Genomic DNA, 23,427 nt, shown 5'->3' with positions numbered 1-23,427 from the left:
CGGACCCTGATCTACAGCCCGGGTGGATTTTAATCTAATACAACAAACAGTCCCTATTAATCAGTAATCTCTATATTATCAAAGAAGGCCTCTGCGCTGTTGTCTATAACATCTATATTCCTGACATAAATGACTATCTCATTCGTTGAAGGGGTAAATTCAAACGTATGGGTAGCGTATGCATCACCATCCGTGGCGAATATGTTCGGAATAGCGAAATAGGCGTCGATTGCCGGGTCTGAGGTAGATGCATTAATACCGGTCTCATCGGATATTTCAGTATTTAATATAAATACCTCAGAGGTAATCCCGGCAGCGGTAGTCCTTGCATCTATAGAGAAGGTATAGGTCTCCCCGGCCTGCACAGCAACTACCTGATACAAACGACGGCCTTTCTCATCCAATTTGGCGCCTCTGGTTCCGTTATTTCCATCACTGGTGGAGCCGGCCTGCTCACTGCCATCTCCATACTCTGTTTCAAGCCAGCTATCCAGGGCGCCGTTATCCCAAAGTGGATCGTAGGGACTTGGAATGGTATTTCCATCATTGTCCACAACAGTGCTGTTAGGCGTCATGTCCCAGGCATCCGCATTGTCGCCTGTATTAAAGGTATATTCATCAAATGTACCGTTGAGAACCTGTACGACAAATCCCTGGGAAACTATGATCTGTTGGGTAGCGATATCCGTAGCTCCCGTAACACTGTAGGCGGTCAGGGTGACATCATAGATCCCGTCTGCCGCATAGGTATGAGTGGGGTTCTCCCCTGTGAACTGGAATCCGTCACCAAATTCCCACAGCAGCATTACCGCATCCACGGAAGCATCCATAAACGAATAAGTCCTGTAGTCCATCGCATCAACCTCGAAAGTAAAATCCGCAGTAACTGGTGCCTGTATATCAATGGTCTGGCTCAACTCAGTGGACAGGTTGGTATCACCTGTAGCGGTAAGTGTGACCGTGTATTCAGCGGCAGTGTCGTAAACATGGGTTGGAGATTCCTCTGTAGATGTATTCCCATCGCCAAAATCCCATAAGTAGCTTACCGCATTCGTGGATGAATTGGTGAAGGTATACTCCAGGTAATTCGTTGTACTCTGAGTGGATGAAAATCCTGCAGAAGGAGGTACTGCACCAGCAGCAGCCACATCAATGGTGAAATCATCAAGTCTGGCCTCTACAGGGCCGTTAAAGAAATATATCGCGACAGTGTTGTTAGCTCCGGAACTGAAGGTTAACTTCTGCTGAACATAGACATCAGGATCCTCAGTATCGTTTACGGTCACGGAAGCGATTATGCCGTCCAAGGCCTCTTGTGGAGTCGTGATAGGTCCGTTTTCCGTTACGCCAATTATCGCTACGGTTACCCAGGGGTCGGACGAGTCATCCAGCATGGTGTACCAGAATCTCAGGTCATAGTTGGTATCCGGCTCCACGGTTATTTCCTGGTAACCAATTCGGGTTCTGTCATTAGGTAACTTGGCACCCTGGTCTCCGAATGTTACGGGACTGCCTGTAATCTGAATAACCCCTCCCAGGTCGCTATTTCTCCAGGAATCCCTGCCATCTCCTCCACCATCGGGCAAGGTATCATCTTCAAAACCCGGCTCAAGGATTATAGGCTGAAAAGGGCCTTCAACCACAATAACATCAATAGTCACAGTAGCTGAAACACCATTTGCATCACTGGCGGTTAAGGAGACAGGATAGGTACCTTCGCCGCCTTCAAAGGTAAATGAGGGGTCTTGTTCTGTAGAGGTACTGCCTCCGCCAAAATCCCAGGCAAAAGTAGTAGCCTCTGTAGACAGATTATTGAATCTGATCGTTCTAAAATCATCCGAAGAAGAAGCGTAGGCAAAATTAGCTTCGGGAAATATGGTGTCTTCTTTGGAATTTGCGTCTGGCAGATCATCACGAAAAAGTTCATCACCTACACAGCTTACAATAAAACTGGCCGTAACCAAAACTGCGAGCAATAGTTTAGTCTTGCTAAATATTTTTATTTTGAATTTCATCGTCTTTTGTATAAAAATTAATAGCCCGGGTTTTGTGTCAAAAGGCCTTTGCTTATATTTATTTCTCTGGCGGGAATTGGCAACAATAAGGCTCTGGAATTATAGATATAACCCATTTCGGCGGCGTGTGCCGTCAATACCTCATCTGCAACACCGAACCGCAATAAATCAAACCAACGCTGGTTCTCAAACGCCAATTCTACGCGTCTTTCAACCAATAGTTCCTGTTTTGATACGCTTGAAATACTATTTGGGGCAGTTTCCGGGAAAGCCCTGTCCCTGATCCTCTGAAAAGAAGTCAGGGCAGCTACATCGGAAGTACTTGTTCCTGAACCTATTGCTGCTTCTACATGCATTAAAAGCACGTCTGCAAAGCGTATGGCTATGTAATCATTACCGGCGTTACGCGCATTTGGTCCATAAGGTTCCGGTTGTGCTGTAGAATCAAATCCATCAGGGAAAAACTTTGCTACTTCATTGGAGCCATCAACCGTAGTATAGGAAATCGCGGTTCGCGCACCGCCAAATGCGACAAAATCAACAATCAAATTGTCATTAACTATGTTCTGACCATCTTCTCTTCCGGCGCGAATCGCCGATGTAAATTCAGAAGAGAAACTTTGGCTTTCCTGTGCGTTTCCCGATTCATATTGTATGGCAAAAATGATCTCGTCATTCAATTCCGAATAAAACACGTCATAAAAGTTGGGCTCCAGATCAAACTCCATACTGTTAATAATGGCTTCACACAATTGCTGAGCCTCTGTATAATTCGGGTTTGGCTGTGTGAGATATACCTTGGCCAACAAGGCTTGCGCAGCTGCTTTTGAGGCCCTTGATTTATAGGTGTTATCCAATACATCTACCGCTTCCTGCAAATCATCTACAATTTGAGCATAAATTTCCGCCTCCGGGATCCTTGTAAAAAGGGCTTCTTCGTCCGTTGGCCCTACCACTTCCGTAACCAGGGGTACATCGCTGTACAACCTGACCAATTTAAAGTAGGCATAGGCCCGTAAGAATTTGGCTTCTGCCGTATACTTTGGCTGATTGTCGGCATCTGCAACATCCATAAAGTTCAGGATGTTATTCGCCCTGAAAATCACCTCATACATAGAGGCGTAATAGTCCTCTGATTCCACATTATTGGCATTGACCACATATCTGTGAAAATCAGACTTCGAACCTTCAAGGGTGGCATTTCTCGTATTATCAGTACGATGCTCGGTAAGCAGATGCTCAAACTGGACTCCCCTATTCGCATTACCAATATTTGTTACGGTATTTTCATTGACACCCTGAAGGGCATCATAAATTCCAATAACGCCAGCCAATACATCTTCATCGGATTGAAAAAAGGCATCCACAGCAACCGAGGTGTCCGGTAATGGGTTCAAAAACTCATCACTGCAGGAAGTGAGTATTAGTCCTGTAATGGCAAAGACTAAATATTTTATATGTTTCATAGTTTGTTTTTTAGAAATTAGAAATCAATGTTCAAACCTAATGTCATGGTTCTGAACAAGGGTGTTCCTGCCCTTTGAGAGCCATAAGCCCTTGGATTGCCATTATCATCATGTTCCGGATTGAAACCGTGATAATCATCAGCTGTGATATAGATCAGGTTCTGACCGGTCATGTAGATCCTCAAGGCTTTTAAACCCAATTTAGAAACTACCTTTTCAGAAAAATTATACCCCAGGTTTACATTGCGCAATGAAAAGTAATCCGCGCTGGCGATAACTTCACTTGTCAATACCTTTTCCTGAATGAAAGATGGATGCGGCACAAGACCATCAGCCACCGCCTGCAATTCCCCTCCACTTCGTGTGCGGTTCCCGAACCAATTATAGAAGTATTGATCCCCGATGTTATTCACCTGAGCCCCCAGACTTCCCTGAACCTGGAACGATAGATCAAAACCGCCAATTTGAAAGTCATTGGTAAAACTGTACAACAGATCGGGATAAGGATCTCCTAATATGGTTTTGTCCTCCTCCGTAATAATGCCGTCACCATTGAGGTCCTTTACTATGGTATCGTCAGCCTGTCCATTGATCCTATTCCACGGATTATCAACATAGGTTGTTCTAAACTCCGTATCATCGTATACATCGGTATCCACCACATAACCCCAGAAAGATGATATGGGCTCCCCTACCCGGTTGATCCATTGAGAATTTCTCCCATAGGTATCTTCGATAAGGGCATTGTTGGAATCGCCAAAACTCAACAACTCATTCTGGTTCGTTGATGCGATTAAGGTAGAGCTCCACCTAAAATTCTCGCTGACAATATTCCTCGTTCGGAGTTCAAGTTCAAAGCCTTTGTTTTGCACTTCACCCAGATTCACGATTCCATTGTTAAAGCCTGTGATATAGGAAACAGGATTGTTCAATAGCAATTCATCGCTGTTTCTTTGATAGTAATCCAAAGAACCGGATATTCTGTTATTAAAAAATCCGTAATCCAATCCGGCAGTGAATTCTTCGGACGCCTCCCATTGTAGCAGTGTATTTGCAATATTTAGTGGTGAAACACCCGAGGTTACACTTCCCTCAACAATAGCGTTTGAGTTTTGTAGTAAGGCGAGGTATGGCCAAACATTGACAGTCTGGTCTCCCACATTAAAATTCTCTGCTCCGGTAAGACCATAACTGGCCCTGAACTTTAAATTGGTAACCACATCGCTGTTAAGTAAGAAGTTTTCCCTGGCCACATTCCAACCTGCTGATACCGCCGGGAAATTTCCGTATTTGGAATTTACACCAAAAACCGAGCTACCATCCCGTCTAAAGGACGCATTGAACAAATACTTGTCTTTATAGGCATAATTGATCCTGGCAAAATACCCTACCTTTCTGAGTTCTGTATTGACTTCAGAAAAACTGGCGATAGCCGTAGCACCTTGCAGATTTTTAAGCAAGTCGTTAGAATAGCCGTTACCCGTAGTGATACTTTCTTCAGATTTTCGCTGTTGTATGGTCATACCTGCCAGCAAGCCAAGCTCATGATCACCAAATGATTTGCTGTAGTTGAGCGTATTGTCATTGATAAGTCTAATTCGGAATCTATTCTGCAAATTGTATTGAGCTCTACTATTTCCTGCAGCATGGTGTTTTGTACCATCCCATCTGGTTCTCTTGCGTTGCTCCAGAGTGACCCCTAAAGATGTTTTTGCGGTAAGTCCATCTAAAATTTCATAGCTGAAATATGTGGAACCAAATAATTTGGTATTATACTCATAATGCTCTCTCTCTACATATTGAGCATATGGATTGGAATCACCTGAGGTTCTAGGTCTTTCAGTATTGCCATCTTCATCAAAATCCAAATTGATCAGGTGATTTTCAAAGAAGTAATCTCCAACACCCACATCCGGATAGGCATCTCTATTGATAAATGGTAGCGTTTCCTCCGTATGAAAAATCGGCAACCATGGAGATTGACGTGTTGGATTGTGAATGGATGTCGGTAATCTTCTTTGCGAAGTGTAGGACGGTGTAGCACGTAACCCGAAGCTTAATTTGTCCGTTAATTTGGTATCCAGCTTTAGGTTTGCCGTGTACAAGTTGTAGTCGTCGGTGATCACCACACCCTCATCGTGAAGGGTTCTTAAAGCTGCACTGAACTTGGTGTTCTCTGATCCCCCTCTTGCCGAGAAAGAATGGCTTGTCACGTTTCCTCCATCAAAAAAAACATCCTGCCAATCCCTGTCAATACCAGTAATTCTTACCAATTCCTGAGCGTACAAGGTTTCTCCGGAAAGCGTACCAGTAGCGGCTTGCTCAATTCTTGCCCATTCGGCTACACTCTTCCTGTAGTCATCACTTCCATGAGCTTCTTTAAAACCCACGTAAGTCTGATAGCTAAACTGAGTTTTACCTGCCTTACCACTCTTTGTGGTGATCATGATAACACCGTTTGAGCCTTCACTCCCATAAATAGCGGCTGATGCGGCATCTTTTAGCACTTCAAAGGACTCGACATCGTTCATGTCAATATTTGCCAGAAATTCAGAGCTTACAACAATACCGTCGACGACCAGAGCGGGTCCGGAGTCTGCTGTTATCGACCCAAAACCCCTGATGGTGATGGTGGGAGCACCACCTGCTTCTGCATTGGTTGCCTGTATATTGACCCCGGAAACCTGACCGATCAGGGCTTCATCTACCCTGGATACTGCTATTTGATCCAGATCGTCGTTAACAACTTTGGAAATAGAGCCGGTTAAGGTTGATTTTTTCTGAGTACCATATCCTATTACAACAACTTCATCCAGTTGGTTTCTATCTTCCTGAAGCGTAATATTTATGGTCTCCTGTCCTGTAATAATTACAGTCTGTGTAGCGTAGCCGATATATGAAAATTGAACTACCTCATTATCAGAAACAGTGAGGGAATAATTTCCGTCAAAATCGGTTTGGGTACCTCTGGTTGTGTTCAGTACGATAACGTTTACCCCGGGAATTGGAACATTATCCGGTCCCTTTACGATTCCAGAAACACTATAAGTATCCTGGGCAAATGATTGGATACTGACAAGGGATATCGCAATCAATAAAAGTTTCAGTTTAAAATTCATTTGTTTAATTGGTTTCAATAATTCATGTTGATTAGTAATGCTTAATTCACATCGTGCATTGTGATTGTCTTGTCTGCTTACTGTCAACCACTGACCTTTAAAATCAAATGAATTCCGTAAATTTGTGTTGACAAGTAACTGTAAAGTGTATTTGTTTATGTATTACTTCCCTCCAAAGAAGTGATATCTACAAAAGGATAGGCGTGCACCTATCCTTTTTTGTTGTTTATGTTTTCATACGTTGTGGTTTTTTTGGTTGTCCAAACTGGTTAACCAATTTGGTTTACCAAATATATGTTATTTTTGGGTTAAAAAAAGTATTTCTCTCATTTTAACACTTTTAGACCATGAAATCCTCCCGGATAGGGCTAAAAACGTCAATTAAGATCCCGGCTTCCGTACATATAGCTCCGTGCATGGCATGTGGCGGTATATAGAAGGAGTCGCCGCCTTTTAAGGTTTGGGTTTCCCCGTCAATGGTCACATCAAAGCTGCCGCTTTCCACATAGGTTACCTGAGAGTGATAGTGTTCGTGCATTTGCCCAACTGCACCCACCTCAAAATGAACTTTTACCAGCATGATCTTATCATCATAACCCATTATTTTTCTTTTCAGACCTTCTCCTACCACTTCCCATTCCAGGTCCTCTCCTTTTATAAATTCTTTGCTCGCTCCAAATGTTTTCATATTGTATTTCTCTTAAATAGTTATAAAATGTAGTCCTTTTTCGTTACAATTGGATCTATTCCGGCGGCATACCCGGACCCACAGTGGCTTCTCTAAACCACACTTCCGTATAACAGCCATTTTCGTATTGCTTAGCTATATCACCTCCATAGGTTTCTGCCCCGGCACACCAAACCATATTTGTTTCGGGGTCTTTTCCATTGGTTTGATTATAAGCGCCTTGTTTGAAATAATTTAATTCCCCTTTATAAGCCGTAGGCCGCTCCGTACCATCCTGTCCTATAGGGGCAAATAATTTCCTTACCTGTGCCGGCAGGTCTGACTTTTTTGTGTATTCGGATGAGATTAGATCTTTAGTAAATGTTTTGGTTTCGTGATTATCACTCATAAAAGTGAGGTACATGATGCCCTTATAGACATTTACTTCGTAGCTGAATTCTTCTCCTAACGCTATGCCATCTGTGGGTTCTGGCGGATAATCATCCTTAGCTGTTCCTATAACAGACATATCGTATCCCCATACCGCACTGGAATAATCCCACCTTTTGGAGTTATTGCCTGCGGTATTGATCTCATAATTCCAGAAAACGGATCCTTTGCTGTGGCCTGGAAACTTCTTGTAAAATATTTTTAAGGGTTCATTTTCATGACCTTCACCGCTATGGATCTGCCCAACTACCACCGAATAAGAGGCTGCAACCCTGGCATCACCGGAAACGGAGACCTGCATAACTTTGCAGCTGCCGGTTAAATTACCTCCTTGCTCGGGGGTCCATTCCCTTTTTTCGTGTAGTTCTGTTCTCGTGTTGCTGGAGTTTTTTGAAGTAACACCGGAATTTGGTGTTTTATAGACCACCCAGCGTCTGGTTCCATCAATTACAGTATAGAAAAAATCCTTATGTTCAAAATCAATCAGATCTTCCACATTGGTTCCATCACCCATCAACATTTTAAACTTATCCATAAAAGGAATCACCTCACTGGGGTAAACTGTTTTTGTACTTAGGCCGTCGTTAGCCTGAAAATAACCTGCATTGGAAATGGCTTCCTCACTGAAAGTAATATTTGCGGATTTGAACCAGACTTCGGCATAATTACCATCTGCATATTGTTTTGCAATATCCCCTCCATGGGTCTCAGCTCCGGAACACCAGACCCGATTTACTTTTGGGTCTTTTCCGTTCGTTTGGTTGTACGATCCCAACTTAAAAAAGAGACCTTCATCTGCATAGGCATTCTTACGTTCTACTCCATCCTGACCTATAGGCACAAATAAATTTTTGACCTGTTCCGGGATGCTTAGGCGTTCTGTGTATTCCGAGTTAACAAGATCTTTGGTAAATGTTTTGGTTTCGTGTCCTTCACTGGTAAATGTCAGATACATAATCCCCTTCTTAACTTCCACTTCATAACCGAATTCTTCTCCTAAGGTAATCCCATCTTCAGGTTCGGGGGGATAGGAGTTCTCATCACTCCCAACAACAGAAAAGTCATGGCCCCATACCGGATAGGAATAATCCCATCTTCCTGAATTATCATCACCAGCGGTATTGATCTCGTAATTCCAAAAAACTGAACCTTTGTTGTGACCAGGAAATTTTTTGTAGAATATTTTCAGAGGTTCGTTCTCGTGACCGTCTGCGCTATGGATCTGACCAACCACTACGGAATAGGTTGCCGCGACGCGAGCATCGCCAGTACTGGCAACATTCATTACTTTAAGAGTGGCATTCATTTTGGCTTCGGTCATTGGGGACCACTTCTTCAATTGAGCCAGTTCAGTTCTTGTATTATTAGAAGTGCCGTGGGTATTCCCGGAGTTTGGAGTTTTGAATACTACCCAATCCGCTTTTTGATCGCTGGCGGTATAAAAGAACTGCTTATTTGTATAGTTAGTCGCCTGGCCCGCATTGCTACCGTCACCCAGTATTAAATTCCAATGTTGGAAAAAAGGTATAATGTCGTTCGGACTTTTTTCTTTGACTCCCTTTTCAGCGTTTTTTGTGAGGTTCTGTTTTTTAACAGTATCAGCACAGCAATTCAATAGCAAGATAAAGCCTACCATTAATGAGTAAAGGGCAGTTTTTGATTCAGATATTTTAAAGTCCATGATATATTGTGTTGATTTCAATTAAAGTAATAACAGTACTATGCCCAGCTTTTATCAGCTTTGGAATTGGCTTCAACCATAGAAATCAGTGCTTCCAGGGAATGATTTATTTATCCGGTATTTAGTAAAATCAAACCACAGAATGGAGAGAAATACTTGTTTATCACAATTGGTTAACCAGATTGGTTTACCAAAATTACATATATTTGTCACACTGACAAATTTTTAACATAAAAAGTCTTGAGATAAGCATGGAATTCACAAATCATGGAACATAAAATAACCATAGAAAAACTGAGACAGGCAAGTACTGCCACCGTTGCAACCTGTCTGTTTAAAAGAGGCCTAAAGAATCAGTTTATCCAGGAGGTCAGGCCCCTTAAACCCGGGAAACCCACTATGGTGGGGCAGGCCTATACCTTAAGATACATTCCCGCCAGGGAGGACTTAAATCCTATTGAGGTTTTCAAAGACCCTAAGCACCTTCAGCGCATAGCTATTGAGGAATGCCCTGAAGCTCATGTATTGGTCATAGACAGCCGAAAGGATGCCAGGGCCGCGTCTGCGGGTTCCATATTGGCAACCCGACTTATGAAACGAGGTGTAACGGGAATGGTAACCGATGGTTCTTTTCGGGATTCGGCTGAGATTGCTGAGTTGGATTTCCCGGCCTTCCACCAAAGACCTTCAGCACCCACGAATTTGACGCTTCATCAGGCCATTGCGATAAATGAGCCCATTGGTTGTGGTGATGTGGCCGTGTTCCCAGGTGATTTTGTTATCGGCGATGATGATGGGGTAATAGTAGTACCCTCCGAGATAGCCGATGAAGTAGCCGAGGAATGCCTGCAGATGACCTTGTTCGAAGAATTTGTGTCGGAAAAGGTCCAGGGAGGAACGTCAATAATTGGTCTCTATCCCCTTACGAATGAAAAACTAATGATGGAGTTTGAGCAATGGAGGAAAAGGAAATTGAAATAATCGGTTAATAGATATCAAGAGAGAATCTAGTATATATGAGTTCAGTAATTAATTAATATTTGTAAATATAATGTAAATTAATTGTAAAATTATTGTAAATTTGGTTATGGTGATTAAAATCAACATAACGCTTGGCTACACCAAAATCGAGTTTTTTTACGATAGATTCTCGCATTGGCTACAACGTTATGCCAAAAGGTACAGACGTTTCTTTTATACGGTCATGTATACATGAAAAACCCTTATTAAAGTTCACCTTACTTAGATGTATTACGATTTCCGAAAGATTTCTTTACCCCACATTTACCGGATTATGGGCAGCCGCAAAATTTAATTATCTTGGGTTGTTGTTCATTTTTGGTAAGACCAAAGACAATCAATAGACCGACTTCATAAAAAGTGATCAGAGCGAAAAATGAGAAAGACCATTTTAATATTTGGGGCTTTATGTGTGGTAATACTGCTGCTGTTTCAACTGGAGCATTGGTCACTCTTCGCCCTGGGCGGGTCCGAAAATCTGTATCTTATTATTTCCGGCACCTTGTTTTTACTTCTTGGGGTGATCATCAGCAGGTACTTTTTTGTAAAGAGAGAAAACAGTAAACGCATACTTCGCAAATCCAGTTTAAGTGTTCAGGAATTACGGGTACTTCAGTTAATGTCCAACGGACTTTCGAACAAAGAGATTGGCGAAAGGCTTTTTATCGCTGAAACTACGGTCAAGTCACATGTATCCAAAATATTGGTCAAACTAGACGCCAAAAGGAGAACTGAGGCGATCAAAATAGGGAGAGACCTTGAAATCTTATAGCTGAGATACCTTAAAAATCCAGGCATTATAATGTTGGGTGTCCATGCATCCTACTTTAGGATGATTTTCCCTGTAAAGCATGAAATCCTACTTTGGTAGGACAGCTGAGAATTCCAATACCTCTAGATTTGAGCATTCATCATTTAAACATTAAGCCATGAAAGGATACATCTTAAAATATGGAATTGCAGGTGGATTGATCTCCAGCATCCTGGGAACACTTAATTGGCTGATGGTGGCTCAATCTATCGGGGTTAGTGCCTCCCAGGCCCTTGGCTATATATCCATTACCCTATCGCTTTTGTGTATTCCTTTTGGGGTACGCTATTTTCGGGATAAGCTAAACAAAGGTGCGGTTAGTTTTGGCCAGGCCTTTCTTATTGGAATGGGAATTACCGGAATTGCAGCTCTGGTTATGGCAATTCACAGTATGCTGTTTTTTGCTTTTCAGAGAGAAGAGTTTATCGCATGGCAAAGGCAAGACCTCAGCCCTGCGGAGCTCGCGGCCTTTAATGAACAACTGGCACAAATGCCTGAATTTGCCTATACCCCCTGGTTTCAGGGTATTGTAATGTTCTTTATGGTCTTTCTCATTGGGGCGGTTGTGAACCTTATCAGTGCTCTGCTCTTAAAAAAAGAAGGTAGGCCTTTAGAATCGTAATGGTAGATCTTCAGAAAGGCGGATTGTCTTGATGCAGGAAAATCAAATATTGGCTGAAAGGGTTTTGGAGATGGGTAACTTCCTTATTCTTCTGCCGGTTGCCGCAAAAATGGCATTGCATACAGCCGCATAACAGGGAGGTCCGCCTATTTCCCCTACGCCCCAGGGTTGGCTTTCATCGTTTTCACAGACATGTACGTCAATTTCTGGGATCTCATTGATCCGAAGTACCGGATTGTCGTGAAAATTACTGCGTTGCACCACGCCGTTAACGTATTCTGTTCCTCCGTATAATATCGCAGACAGGGCCCAGATAATACCTCCTTCCATTTGTTGCCGGACCTGATCCGGATTTATCACCAGACCGCAGTCAATAGAGGCGGTGATCTTGTTCACCTTAATTTCATTGTTTACGGCAGAAACCTCTGCCACTACCGCCCCATAGCCATTACCGTGCATATAAGGATAAACCGCAACACCCTGGCCATGCCTTTCGGGCATCTGTTTACCCCATTTCGCCTTTCTGGCCACTAGTTCCAAAGCGCCCCGAAGCCTATTGATATTGCATTGATAGCTATGATTAAAATCCACCATATTACCTCTGGGAAGCAGACTAAGTCGAAATTCAAGGGGATCCCTGTTCAGTTTATGGGCGACCTCGTCGATAAAACATTCAGTGGAAAAGCCTTCGGCATTGGCCATAACCGAACGCCAGGCCCCTACGTGGGTAAAACCATCAACCGTTACCTGTGTTGCGGAACGGTTTGGGATATTGTAGTACATCCAACCCAGATTCCCACCCCAATTGGCCATGACATTTTTGAAATCCCAGGATACGGCTTTACCGTTCTGGATACCCATTGTATGTCTGTTGAGCTCAAAAGGATTCAGATAATCGAACTTAATGTCATCCTCTCTGCTGTAACACATCTTGACCAAATCACCACCTGCTGCTTTGGATACCAGCATAGACTCCAGCGCGTATTCAGAAGAATAGCGCAGGCCAAAACCTCCTCCGCTGGGATAACAGTTGATCTTGATATTTTCTTTTCTGATCCCAAGATGTTTTTCAATATTGGCCGCGATTTTATCTGCAGACTGAGTTCCCACCCACATTTCACAGGACTCCCCCTTAAAGTGCGAGGTAGCGTTCAGGGGTTCCATACATGCATGATGCTGATAAGGAAACTCATAAGTATATGAGATGACCTCATCCATTTCGGACTCCTTCACCTTCCTACCAATTCGCAGAATCTCACGGCCTTCGTCACTATCCAGTCGCTGTAGACAATCCGCTACAAATTCTTCATGTTCTACTTTGGCGTTGTCCCCCAAATCCCATTCAGCCCTCACTGCAAGTTTTCCCTGGAATGCCGCCCAGGTGGAATTGGCGATAACGGCGACCCCATCCCTTATATGGGAAACCGGATCCAGAGTGACCCCATCAATCTTTACCACCTTTTCTACTCCGGATATTTTTAGCGCTTCGGAAGCATCAAAACTTAGCAGCCTGCCCTTGAACACCGGGCAGCGGAGCACTGCGGCGTATTTCATATCCGGCAATCGAAGGTCAATGGCATAGGGATGTCTTCCCACCACGATATCCGGCACTATTTTGCTCTTCAGGCTCCTTCCTATCAATTTGAATTTGGATCGATATTTTAAGGGTACAGTTTCAAATAGTTCTCTGTAATTAACCGGTACCACTACCTTACCCGCCAACTGCCCATATTCCAGTCTTACATCACTGCCATGCTGATAAACGTAGTTTTTCTCTGCATAGCATTCATCTTTAAACACTGACCATTCCCTGGCAGCCGCTTCAATCAACAGCTGCTTTGCATATGCTCCTGCTTTTCTAAGCAGGTCCCAGTGTTGTAAGGTACTGGTGCTCCCTCCGGTGGCGTCCGATTTACTTACCGAGGATTTGATGTACCTGACGTTGATCTTTTCCCAATCGGCCTCCAGTTCTTCGGCCAGGATGGAAGTAAGCCCGGTACTTACCCCCTGGCCCATTTCATACTTGGTTAAACTTAAGAAAACACTGCCATCTGGGCGGATTTGCAGAAAGTCTGTAATGGGAAACGCCCCTTCGGCTTCAAACCCATTTTGCAATCCGACCAGGGGTATTACATGGGCAGGCATACTGACCACTTCGCTTACGCAGCTCTGCAAGAAGTTCAGTCCTAATACCAACCCACCACCTGCCAGTGTTGTTGTTTTTAAAAAATCGCGCCTGGAATTCATCGTTTTCATATGTTATTGGATTTGGAAGGATTATCCAGAATGGATTTTATCGCTTTCAAGATCCTGGGATATGTACCGCATCTACAGATATTGCCCGCCATAGCACTGAGTATCTCCTCATCCGTAGGTTGTGGATTGCTCTTTAAAAGCCCAATGGCATTCATGATTTGGCCACTTTGACAATAACCGCATTGCGGCACTTGCTCCTCAATCCAGGCTTGTTGTAATGAGCGGTAAGGAGTGGCCTCCACCCCTTCTATGGTTTGGATATCTTTGCCTGTTGCCGATTCTGATGTAATACTGCAAGATCGCACCGCCTTACCTTCAATAAGTACCGTGCAGGCCCCGCATTGGGCAATACCACAGCCGAATTTTGTACCTGTCAGCCCCAGGATATCTCTTAATGCCCAAAGCAGTGGTATGCCAGGGTCCATTTCTTTTTCATAGGAAGTTCCATTCACCAGGAGTCGTATTGTGGCCATATTTAGTATTTTCTCTTTTAGAATGCTTGCGTCCGGCTGGGACAATTATGCTTTAATGAGTTGCATTAAGGTCGTTCCCGGGTTCAGCAACCTCATTGTGTATCCTCAAAACCAGATGATCAGATTCCTTGTAATATTAGGGGATTGAAGCCATGGGTCATTTGCTAAAATGACGAAGAAGCAATTTTTAGGTACATAAGGTTCAAAAAGTGCTACCAATAGATTCGGTAGCGATTATTTTCTTTTCCGTCTAATGATTTTGGTGAACTAAATAAGCAGGTGTGCTAATGCTGCGGCATACCTTCTTTTTTTGAAACAATTGTACCAAAATTGGAAATGAGCTAGTCTTTCGGTTCTGTGGCTCTTAGGCATCGAAAGTCACTTTCAATTCAAAGTTTGAATTTAAACTTACACGTGTCCTTGAACTTAAACTTGAACCTCAATCCTGCTCAAACAAACTTAGCCGCCTCGGCCAGTTGGACGCGCAAAGCCAAAAACAAGAGCTCTTCAAGTTGAAGGAGATGGAATAATAGGTTGAAAAAATCGCTGATAAGATCGGCGAGATCATTGTCTCCGGAAACGGTGGTATGGTAAACCAATTGAAAGAGATTTTCGCTCTCAATAAGAAGTTCCAGAATGCGATAATGAAAGTTGTCGCATTTTCGTTTCCCTAAACAATATGACCAGTTTACTCATTGGTACTTGAGCTTTAGCACATAACTTTGGTACTTAGGGGGAAAATCAACCGATATGAAAAAAGCAATACTCCTTATGCTACTCGCCCTGGGATTCCAGTGTGTTTACGCCCAAACCAAATACGAAAAACTTTGGAAGGAAGTCGAACAATTTGAACTGGAGGGAAAGTTCAAAAGCGCCTCCGAGGTAGTAGATAAGATCCTGCAAAAAAGCGATAGGAGCAATGACAGTGACCAAATTGTAAAGAGCTTTATCTACAAATCCAAGTTTGCTCTGTTATTGGAAGAGAATGCCCAAAAAAGCATCGTTAAAGAAATTCAAGAACAAATAAAGGCTTCCGAATTTCCAACAGATGCTCTTCTTAAATCTGTCTATGCCGGATTTTTTGAGCAGTACCTGGCGCATAATCGCTATAAAATAAGCACCAGGACTGAGACCTTAAACAGTGACCAAACCGATGATTTTGAAAAGTGGGACCTCAATACCCTGGTAACCTTCATAGCAGATCAGCACCAAGAGGCTTTACAGCATTCCAATAGGCTAAAGGATATATCCATTGAAAAATTCAAGGCAATTCTCACTGAAAGTAATACTTCTAAAAAATACAGGCCAACGCTTTACGATTTCTTGATGCACAGAGCATTGACCTTCCATAAAATTGACCGCTGGTATGTAAACAGACCGAGTGAACGCTTCTTTCTAACTGATCCTGTGATCTTTGAATCCACAGAGAAGTTTGTTGAAGAACCTTTCGTTACAGTTGATAGCGTTTTTTCAAATCAAAAGGCGCTAAAGCTGTATCAACGTCTGGAGTCTTTTCATAAAAACCAGGACACCACCGCATATATTGATGTTGTTATTCAAAGACTAAAATTCTCGAGGGATCAATCTTCTTTGGGAGATAAAGACCAACTGTATTTAAATAGATTAGAACTACTGCTCGAAAACTATGACGGCCACCCGATTTCAGGAGTCATAGCCTACGAAATCGCCGAACAGCTGTTTAAGGCCAGTAATATCTCTAATGCCAAAAGCAACCCTCAATCCGCCGAACTTCGAATAAAAGCCCATAATATATGCAAAGAGGTCATTGATAAATATCCAAATTCGGATGGAGGGCTTTTATGTAAAATTCTAACGAATAAAATAGAAAGACAGGAGCTGGATATTGAAATTGAGAAAAACATAGTACCCAATAAGCCATTTTTAGGTAGGGTAAGCTTTAAGAATATAGATTCTCTATACATATCGATTTACTCCGTTCCAAACGCGTTCATGGAGGGTGCCTATTATTATCAGCATGATAGCCTTGCCCTGGATGTAATTTCCTCGAAGAAAGCCGCGGCCTCGATGTTCTATAATCTTCAACAGCGGAAAGACTTTTATAGCCATAGTACTGAAATAGACTTTCCAGAACTATCTGAAGGAGCCTACTTAATAGTTGCATCCAGCCTGGAGGCCCCCAAGACTCTCAATGAAATCTACGCTTATGAAAAAGCACAGGTTACCAACCTTGTACTGCTATCTTCACTGACTGATCAGCGCTTAAATCTCAAATTACTCCATAGGTCAAATGGAAATCCAATTTCTGGCGCTAAAATTACCCTCAGGGATGACAAGGATTATCTACAGGTGGGAGAAACAGATGCTAAAGGCACTTTTTCGGTTAAAAGACAAAAAAAGGAATCCTATAATCTAAAGGCATCCGTAACCAAAGGAAATGACAGCATCGCAAATCAGGGCCTTTGGCTGGGTGCAAAAAATGGCTATGATTATTACGAGGATAATCACATGGCAAAAATGTCACTATTTCTGGATAGGAGCATCTACCGGCCCGGGCAAACACTTTATTTTAAAGGAATAGTCACTGAAACAAAGAAAGGGAAAACCAAGGTGGTCCCAAATGTTTGGGTTACGCTAATGGTATATGATACGAACTACGAAGAACTCAAGGAAATACGATTAAGAACGAACGAATATGGTTCAGTTCACGGTCAGTACGAAATACCTCGAAATACCTTAACAGGGGAATTCACAATAGAAATGGACGAAGATTACGGCACCGAAGAAGATAATGAGGATCCGTATTGGTACAAAATCGACGATTTCGAAATGGCAGAAGTCAGTTTCTCAGTTGAAGAATATAAGCGACCTCGTTTTGAAGTTACCTTTGAAGAGGTAAAAGAAAATCTTTTGGTGGGGGATTCTGTACTGGTGAATGGTAATGCAGAAGCCTTATTAGGAACCGCTATTAAAAATGCAACTGTAAAATACACCGTTGAACGCAATACAACTTCTCTGAGAGGTAGTTTATACTACCAGGGTAAACCTCGTGTAGTTGCCCAGGGCGAAATCAAAACCACAGAGAAGGGAGATTTTAAGATTCCGTTTTTATCCGTTCCGGATTCTACCATTACCCCAAATCATAAGCCAATCTACACTTATAGCGTTAACGCGGAAGTCACAGATATCAATGGAGAAACAAGGTCCGCTGAGACGGTCGTCCGAGTAGGCTATCACAACCTTGAGGCCAGGCTTAAAATTGCCTCAGCGTTAAACAGGAACGAGACAAACAGCGCTGGCATTAAGACCCAAAACTTAAACCACCAACCAATTCCGGCTCTCGTTGAGATACAAATATTCAAATTAAGAGAACCCACTACCGTGTTTCGTAAAAAACCCTGGAGTTTAGTAGAAGCCCATATTATCGAAAAATCAGAATATAGAAGGCTCTTCCCTAATGAGCCCTATGATAGCTTAGACCTCAAACAGCATTGGCCCAAGGGAGAAATGGTTTTAAAAAAACAAATGCAAACGAATGGGGAGGACAAAATAGCATTGGGCGACATGAAGCAATGGCAAATAGGTGCCTATACCATGGTACTAAGTGCGATCGATAATTTAAAGGATACGGTAAAAGTTGAAAGAAGGTTTGATGTATATGATACAAATGAATCCTCAATTCCAAGCACTCAGCTTTTTGACTATAAAATAATAAATAGCGCATATAAACGCGATGGATTTGTACATCTTCAGTTCAGTACCGCTGCTGAAGAGGTAAAGTTTTTCCTCGAGGGATATTGCAATGACAAAGAGGTTTATAAGGAGGAGATTGACATCAAAAAAGGGATATCTTCCATAAAAATTCCAGTCAGGGAACACTATAAGGACCAAATGGTATTCAATGCCTATTTTGTCAAATTCAACAGTTTTTATTCCAAACAGTTTGCGGTTGACTTTCCTCAAGTGACCAAAGGGTTGTCTATTGAAACTATAAGTTTTAGAAATAAACTTGTACCGGACTCAAATGAAACCTGGAGTTTCAAAATAACTAATTCTGACAACCAACATGCAGAAGCCGAGGTGTTGGCAAGCATGTATGACGCTTCCCTGGATCAGTTCAGGAAACATGAATGGAACCAACAATTAGAATGGGCAAACTATTATAGTCCGTATGCTCCCAGAATTGAAGATAGAAATTCCTTTAGAACTACCAACTTTAGAAAATTCAACTATGCACTTAGGACTAACGTACTTTCTTTTCTTAAAAACTATCATCAGCTTAACTGGTTTGGACTTGATTTCGGCAGCACTAAAAGTGACAATAATCGATATCTTCAAAAGCTCAAGAACAAAACCTATGAACCTCCCAGGGCAGAAGGTAATATAAGCGGTATTGTAACGGATCCCGATGGGATTCCCTTACCCGGTGTGAACGTCATGGTCAATGGAACAACTCTTGGTACTCAGACTGATTTTGATGGATATTATTCCATAAATGCCCCGATAGGCTCAGAACTTATCTTCAGTTATTTAGGCTTCTTGAATGATATGGCTCCGGTTCCTCCATCTGCAGCGGTGAACATGGTACTAACTGAAGATGCTCAGGCTCTTGACGAGGTTGTTATTACCGGTTATGGAGTGGTCCGAAAGCAAGATCTGACCGCTGCCGTGTATGCCAATGCAGTCAGTGTAAGAAATGACATTGAAAACAAGCTATCCGGAAAAGCTGCCGGAGTGCAAATAACTCATACCGCTGGAAGTGCTGGCTCAGGGACGGAGGTCGTAATACGAGGAATATCTTCTTTAAACTCCAAAAACAGGCCGCTTTTTATTATAGATGGTGTAATTGTAGATTTTGCTGATGGCGAACTTAACGAAATAATCCTACAAACATCAGACATTGAAGATATCTCTGTTTTAAAGGATTCTGCCGCAACAGCCATTTACGGTTCCCGGGGAGCAAACGGTGTAGTGATCCTAACCACCAAGAAAGGACTAGAGAAAGCGCTACAGGTTGAAACCAGGACCAACTTGAAAGAGACGGCCTTTTTCCTTCCCAGTTTAAGAACTGATTCTAACGGGACTATCAACATTAATTTCAACTCACCTCAGGCATTGACCAAATGGCATTTCATGATGCTAGCCCATACTAAGGATTTAGAACTGGGAAGTTTGGCCAAAACGGCAATCACACAAAAGGACCTAAGTATCGTTCCAAATTATCCGCGTTTTCTCCGAGAAAAGGACAGCCTTGTGTTTTCCGCCAAAATCAGCAACCTAACTTCCGATCCACAAACCGGAACAGCTATTTTGCAGCTATTTGATCCCGTAACCATGGAACACCTGGATGCAGGAGTTTTTAATAGTGACCAAAGCCAAAACTTCTCTATTGCCCCCAACAATGATCTAAATGTATCCTGGAAGTTTTATATCCCGGAAAATATCAATGCAGTTCAGTTTAAGGTTTTAGCAAAATCCGGAAATAAGAGCGATGGTGAAAGTGTGATCATTCCTGTTTTGTCAAATAGAATTTTAATCACTGAATCCAAACCGGTATGGGTATTACCCAATAATACTAAAGAGGTTGTTTTAGAAAAACTAAAAACCCAGAATTCCAATTCGCTCAGACATCACCGCTTTACATTGGAATACACCTCAAATCCGGCATGGCTCGCCATAAGGTCCTTGCCGTATCTTATAGAATTTCCTCATGCTTGTGCAGAACAGACCTTTTCCAGATTATATGCGAATGCCGTTGCAGAGCACATAATGAAGAGTAATCCTAAAATAGCTGAAGTTTTCCAGAGTTGGGCTAACTCCGGGCATAAAGCAAGTACTTTAGAAAAAAACGAAGAATTACAATCTATTTTGATTGCTGAAACGCCTTGGGTAAGAGATTCCAAAAATGAAATTGAAAACCAGGCAAGACTTGGGAAGCTTTTTGAGAAAAACGCTGTAGCTGACCAACAGCTGCAAGCCTTAGTTAAACTAAGGGAACTTCAGCTGGCATCAGGAGTGTTTCCCTGGTTTGCCGGAGGCAGAGCGAATAGTTTTATCACCAGACATATTGTAGCGGGTTTTGGCCATTTAAACAAGATGAATATCCAAAGTGAAAATGAACAAAAATCCAAAACCATTATTGACAAGGCTTTAAAATATCTGGATCAGGAGTTTATCAAAAGGCATCAAAAAGCCCTTAAGAACACTTTACGCTCCACCAAAATTACTTTGACAAACAGCGATATTCATTACCTCTATTCCAGAAGTTTCTTTTTGGAGAGTCACCCCCTAAGCAAAGAGCTAAAAACTATCCATATAAAATACCTTAAACTCTGTAAAGAAAATTGGCTAGCCAAATCACTTTATAACAAGGCTATGATTTCACTCATTTTGGCCAGATATGGCAATAAGGAGGACTCAAAAAAGATTATGGATGGTTTGGAGGAACAGGCCGTACAAAGTGAAGAAAATGGGATCTATTGGAAGGAAAATACGGCTGGTTGGTATTGGTTTCAGGCTCCGATTGAAACCCAGGCGCTGTTAATTGAAGCTTTTACTGAAATTGGCGCTGATAAGAAAACTATAGATGGTCTTAAATTATGGTTGTTAAAAAATAAACGAACCCATCAGTGGAATACCACCAAAGCCACTACAGAAGCAATTTACGCATTACTCTTACAAGGCAGCGACTGGCTCTCGGTATCCGAAAATACCGTGATCTCAATAGGAAATCAAAAAATTCAGACTAAGAAATTAGAACCTACCAAAAAAGAAGCAGGTACAGGTTATATGAAAATTAACTGGTCTGAAGATGAAATAACTGATGAGATGGCCACTATCAAAATTCAGAATAAAAGCAAGGTATCAGGATTTGGGGGGGTGTACTGGCAATATTTTGAGGACTTGGACAGACTGCAGGACTCCAAAAATGGTCCCTTAACGATCAGTAAAAGATTATTCCTAAAGGAAAAATCCCTGGAGGGAGACCGGCTTATTCCCATAAATGAAGGATCAGGCTTAGGTCTTGGTGATCTTATTACGGTAAGATTGGAAATAAGTTCTAAGGAAGATCTGGAATTTGTCCACCTAAAAGATCTGAGAGCATCCGGTCTGGAGCCCCTGGACGTGATTTCCACTTATAAATGGCAAGATGGTTTGGGGTATTATCAATCCACTAAGGATGTGGCAACACATTTTTTCTTTGATAATCTCCCTAAAGGCACATATGTTCTTGAATACGACCTGAGAGCCAATAACGGTGGTAATTTTTCCACAGGCGTATCCACTTTGCAAAGTATGTATGCTCCTGAATTTTCCGGGAATTCTAAAGGGGAAAGGCTAACCATTGAATAAGTCCTTACGCTATTTAGAAAGCGAGCCAAGAACGATGAATATTTTTGATCAAGTAGCAATCCGTCCTTAAAATGATGCTTCGCGATCTTAATTATGTCTTTCGGTAAAACAAAATTGAATGTTGTCCGGTGTAGTTTATAGTATCTTCTTTGCCAGGCTTAAACTTAAACCTGAGCTTGAACTTAGGCGTATACTTGAACTTCAATCCTGCTCAAACAAACTAAGCTGCCTGGGGCCTGGTGGACGGGCAAAGCCAAAGACACTTCTGCCGCCGTATTTATAAGACTCCTCATTTTCTTTTCTCACCAGGGCATGGAAATTGGAATTAGGGGTAAAGTTCTTTTCGGCCTTTTGGGCCAAAGTACTCAAACTTTTAATGGCCTTAAGTTTATCTGTACGGCCTATTTTAGCTCTTTGCACGGCGTCTCTCAGGGTGTTTATGGTCTTATCATAAACCTTTAGCGGTACTGGAAAGGGGGTGGCATCTTTGCCCCCATGGGCAAAAGCGAAACGCGCAGGGTCTTCAAAACGAGAAGGGGTGCCGTTAATGATCTCGCTTACTAAGGTCAGGGATTGCAGGGTTCTCGGACCCAGGCCTTTTAATAAGAGTAGATCCTTAAAATTCCCGGTCTCACTTTCCTGGGCTAACCACAGTACGCTTCCAAGCCGTTTCATATCAACATCTTTGGGCTCAATATGATGATAAACAGGTACCAAAAGGTGCGGTACTTCTTTTAAGATGCGATCGGGATTTTCCCTTACAATGTCCAATATCCCCTTCTGAGTGGATGCTGCTTTCCTATGCACTAAATTCAGGATAGCACCCTGGTTTCTGCCGCAAACTGCCGTGTGTGGTTCCTGTACAAAGGACTTCAGTTGATCGGAATGCCAGTGGTAGCGTCGTGCCATGCCGTTAGAATGGTGCATGCCTTGTTGAACGACAGACCATTTTCCGGTTTCCGAAACTACAAAACTGTGAATATAAAGATTGAACCCATCCTGCAATGCTGTATTATCTACTTTAGCACTTAGCTTACTACATTGGGCCAGGTGATCACCGTCCAGACCTGTCCTATCCCCAACGCCAAGCAATTCTTTTGGAGTCTGGAGGGATTGTTTGCCTTTGCCTCCACAGACATAAATGCCCAGGCGTTTTGAAACCGGATTTAAGGATTGTTTCAAGACTTTCAGCACTGTGGTGGTAACGCCTGAGGAATTCCAGTCCATTCCGATGACCGTCCCGAAGCTCTGAAACCAAAAAGGGTTGGACAGGCGTTCTAAAAAATCATCCCGGCCGTTGTTTTCTATTATCGCTTCAACTATGGGCAATGCCAATTGTTTCATACGATTAAAGAGCCAGGGCGGTACTGCTCCCCCATGCAATAACAGATCTGCGGTTCCTGAACGTTCCATATTTTGGATTATTACCAAATATATGGAATATTTCCAAAACTAATGATTTTGTACAAAAAAGTTAACATTCTGGTAGATTGGGCAACCTGGCCCAGGTTACTT

General features: G+C 42.5%; 12 protein-coding genes. 4 read left to right on the top strand and 8 right to left on the bottom strand.

All coding sequences use genetic code 11. The annotated features are described in order from the left end of the window. Positions 1 to 56: 56 nt before the first annotated feature. The 5 genes from GTQ38_RS05510 to GTQ38_RS21175 all read right to left on the bottom strand — a co-directional run bounded on the left by GTQ38_RS05510 (position 57) and on the right by GTQ38_RS21175 (position 9,398). Complete coding sequence (locus GTQ38_RS05510) at positions 57 to 2,015, bottom strand: PKD domain-containing protein (RefSeq protein ID WP_161434477.1); 1,959 nt, start codon at positions 2,013 to 2,015, stop codon at positions 57 to 59. A 17-nt stretch (positions 2,016 to 2,032) separates the two neighbouring features. Further along, the gene (locus tag GTQ38_RS05505; RefSeq protein ID WP_161434476.1) at positions 2,033 to 3,481 is read right to left on the bottom strand and encodes a RagB/SusD family nutrient uptake outer membrane protein; all 1,449 of its coding nucleotides are present in this window, start codon (positions 3,479 to 3,481) and stop codon (positions 2,033 to 2,035) included. A 17-nt stretch (positions 3,482 to 3,498) separates the two neighbouring features. Continuing rightward, a complete protein-coding gene (locus tag GTQ38_RS05500; protein ID WP_161434475.1) occupies positions 3,499 to 6,600 on the bottom strand; it encodes a SusC/RagA family TonB-linked outer membrane protein in 3,102 nt (1,033 codons plus the stop codon). Positions 6,601 to 6,940: 340 nt separating this feature from the next. Beyond that, on the bottom strand, positions 6,941 to 7,288 hold the full coding sequence (locus GTQ38_RS05495; RefSeq protein WP_161434474.1) for a cupin domain-containing protein: 348 nt from the start codon (positions 7,286 to 7,288) through the stop codon (positions 6,941 to 6,943). A 55-nt stretch (positions 7,289 to 7,343) separates the two neighbouring features. Next, positions 7,344 to 9,398, bottom strand: coding sequence for a polysaccharide lyase family 7 protein (locus tag GTQ38_RS21175; RefSeq protein ID WP_161434473.1), 2,055 nt, complete (start codon positions 9,396 to 9,398; stop codon positions 7,344 to 7,346). A gap of 267 nt (positions 9,399 to 9,665) precedes the next feature. On the opposite strand from GTQ38_RS21175, the gene GTQ38_RS05485 reads away from it, so the two are divergent. The 3 genes from GTQ38_RS05485 to GTQ38_RS05475 all read left to right on the top strand — a co-directional run bounded on the left by GTQ38_RS05485 (position 9,666) and on the right by GTQ38_RS05475 (position 11,851). Beyond that, on the top strand, positions 9,666 to 10,379 hold the full coding sequence (locus GTQ38_RS05485; protein ID WP_161434472.1) for a ribonuclease activity regulator RraA: 714 nt from the start codon (positions 9,666 to 9,668) through the stop codon (positions 10,377 to 10,379). A gap of 415 nt (positions 10,380 to 10,794) precedes the next feature. Then, a complete protein-coding gene (locus GTQ38_RS05480) occupies positions 10,795 to 11,190 on the top strand; it encodes a helix-turn-helix transcriptional regulator (protein WP_161434471.1) in 396 nt (131 codons plus the stop codon). A gap of 157 nt (positions 11,191 to 11,347) precedes the next feature. Further along, the gene (locus tag GTQ38_RS05475) at positions 11,348 to 11,851 is read left to right on the top strand and encodes a DUF4199 domain-containing protein (protein ID WP_161434470.1); all 504 of its coding nucleotides are present in this window, start codon (positions 11,348 to 11,350) and stop codon (positions 11,849 to 11,851) included. Between the two features lie 42 nt (positions 11,852 to 11,893). Here GTQ38_RS05475 and GTQ38_RS05470 read toward each other — a convergent pair whose 3' ends face one another. Both GTQ38_RS05470 and GTQ38_RS05465 read right to left on the bottom strand, forming a co-directional pair. Beyond that, a complete protein-coding gene (locus GTQ38_RS05470) occupies positions 11,894 to 14,107 on the bottom strand; it encodes a xanthine dehydrogenase family protein molybdopterin-binding subunit (protein ID WP_161434469.1) in 2,214 nt (737 codons plus the stop codon). Next, on the bottom strand, positions 14,104 to 14,580 hold the full coding sequence (locus GTQ38_RS05465; protein WP_161434468.1) for a (2Fe-2S)-binding protein: 477 nt from the start codon (positions 14,578 to 14,580) through the stop codon (positions 14,104 to 14,106). The genes GTQ38_RS05470 and GTQ38_RS05465 overlap by 4 nt, the downstream gene beginning before the upstream one ends. 750 nt (positions 14,581 to 15,330) lie before the next feature. Between GTQ38_RS05465 and GTQ38_RS05460 the strand changes: the two genes are divergently transcribed. After that, entirely contained in the window at positions 15,331 to 21,912 is a 6,582-nt protein-coding gene (locus GTQ38_RS05460; protein ID WP_161434467.1) for an alpha-2-macroglobulin family protein, read from the top strand. 201 nt (positions 21,913 to 22,113) lie between these two features. Here GTQ38_RS05460 and GTQ38_RS05455 read toward each other — a convergent pair whose 3' ends face one another. Beyond that, a complete protein-coding gene (locus tag GTQ38_RS05455; protein WP_161434466.1) occupies positions 22,114 to 23,325 on the bottom strand; it encodes a DUF763 domain-containing protein in 1,212 nt (403 codons plus the stop codon). Positions 23,326 to 23,427: the final 102 nt, after the last annotated feature.

This window comes from Poritiphilus flavus, assembly GCF_009901585.1.
Lineage (GTDB): Bacteria > Bacteroidota > Bacteroidia > Flavobacteriales > Flavobacteriaceae > Poritiphilus > Poritiphilus flavus.
This window is presented reverse-complemented; position numbering and strand designations above follow the sequence as displayed.

What these genes read in the sequence shown, in the direction of transcription:
- GTQ38_RS05495 (WP_161434474.1), bottom strand. Translation starts at nt 7,288, where the DNA reads ATGAAAACATTTGGAGCGAGCAAAGAATTTATAAAAGGAGAGGACCTG.
- GTQ38_RS05455 (WP_161434466.1), bottom strand. Translation starts at nt 23,325, where the DNA reads ATGGAACGTTCAGGAACCGCAGATCTGTTATTGCATGGGGGAGCAGTA.
- GTQ38_RS05510 (WP_161434477.1), bottom strand. Translation starts at nt 2,015, where the DNA reads ATGAAATTCAAAATAAAAATATTTAGCAAGACTAAACTATTGCTCGCA.
- GTQ38_RS05505 (WP_161434476.1), bottom strand. Translation starts at nt 3,481, where the DNA reads ATGAAACATATAAAATATTTAGTCTTTGCCATTACAGGACTAATACTC.
- GTQ38_RS21175 (WP_161434473.1), bottom strand. Translation starts at nt 9,398, where the DNA reads ATGGACTTTAAAATATCTGAATCAAAAACTGCCCTTTACTCATTAATG.
- GTQ38_RS05470 (WP_161434469.1), bottom strand. Translation starts at nt 14,107, where the DNA reads ATGAAAACGATGAATTCCAGGCGCGATTTTTTAAAAACAACAACACTG.
- GTQ38_RS05480 (WP_161434471.1), top strand. Translation starts at nt 10,795, where the DNA reads ATGAGAAAGACCATTTTAATATTTGGGGCTTTATGTGTGGTAATACTG.
- GTQ38_RS05475 (WP_161434470.1), top strand. Translation starts at nt 11,348, where the DNA reads ATGAAAGGATACATCTTAAAATATGGAATTGCAGGTGGATTGATCTCC.
- GTQ38_RS05460 (WP_161434467.1), top strand. Translation starts at nt 15,331, where the DNA reads ATGAAAAAAGCAATACTCCTTATGCTACTCGCCCTGGGATTCCAGTGT.
- GTQ38_RS05485 (WP_161434472.1), top strand. Translation starts at nt 9,666, where the DNA reads ATGGAACATAAAATAACCATAGAAAAACTGAGACAGGCAAGTACTGCC.
- GTQ38_RS05500 (WP_161434475.1), bottom strand. Translation starts at nt 6,600, where the DNA reads ATGAATTTTAAACTGAAACTTTTATTGATTGCGATATCCCTTGTCAGT.
- GTQ38_RS05465 (WP_161434468.1), bottom strand. Translation starts at nt 14,580, where the DNA reads ATGGCCACAATACGACTCCTGGTGAATGGAACTTCCTATGAAAAAGAA.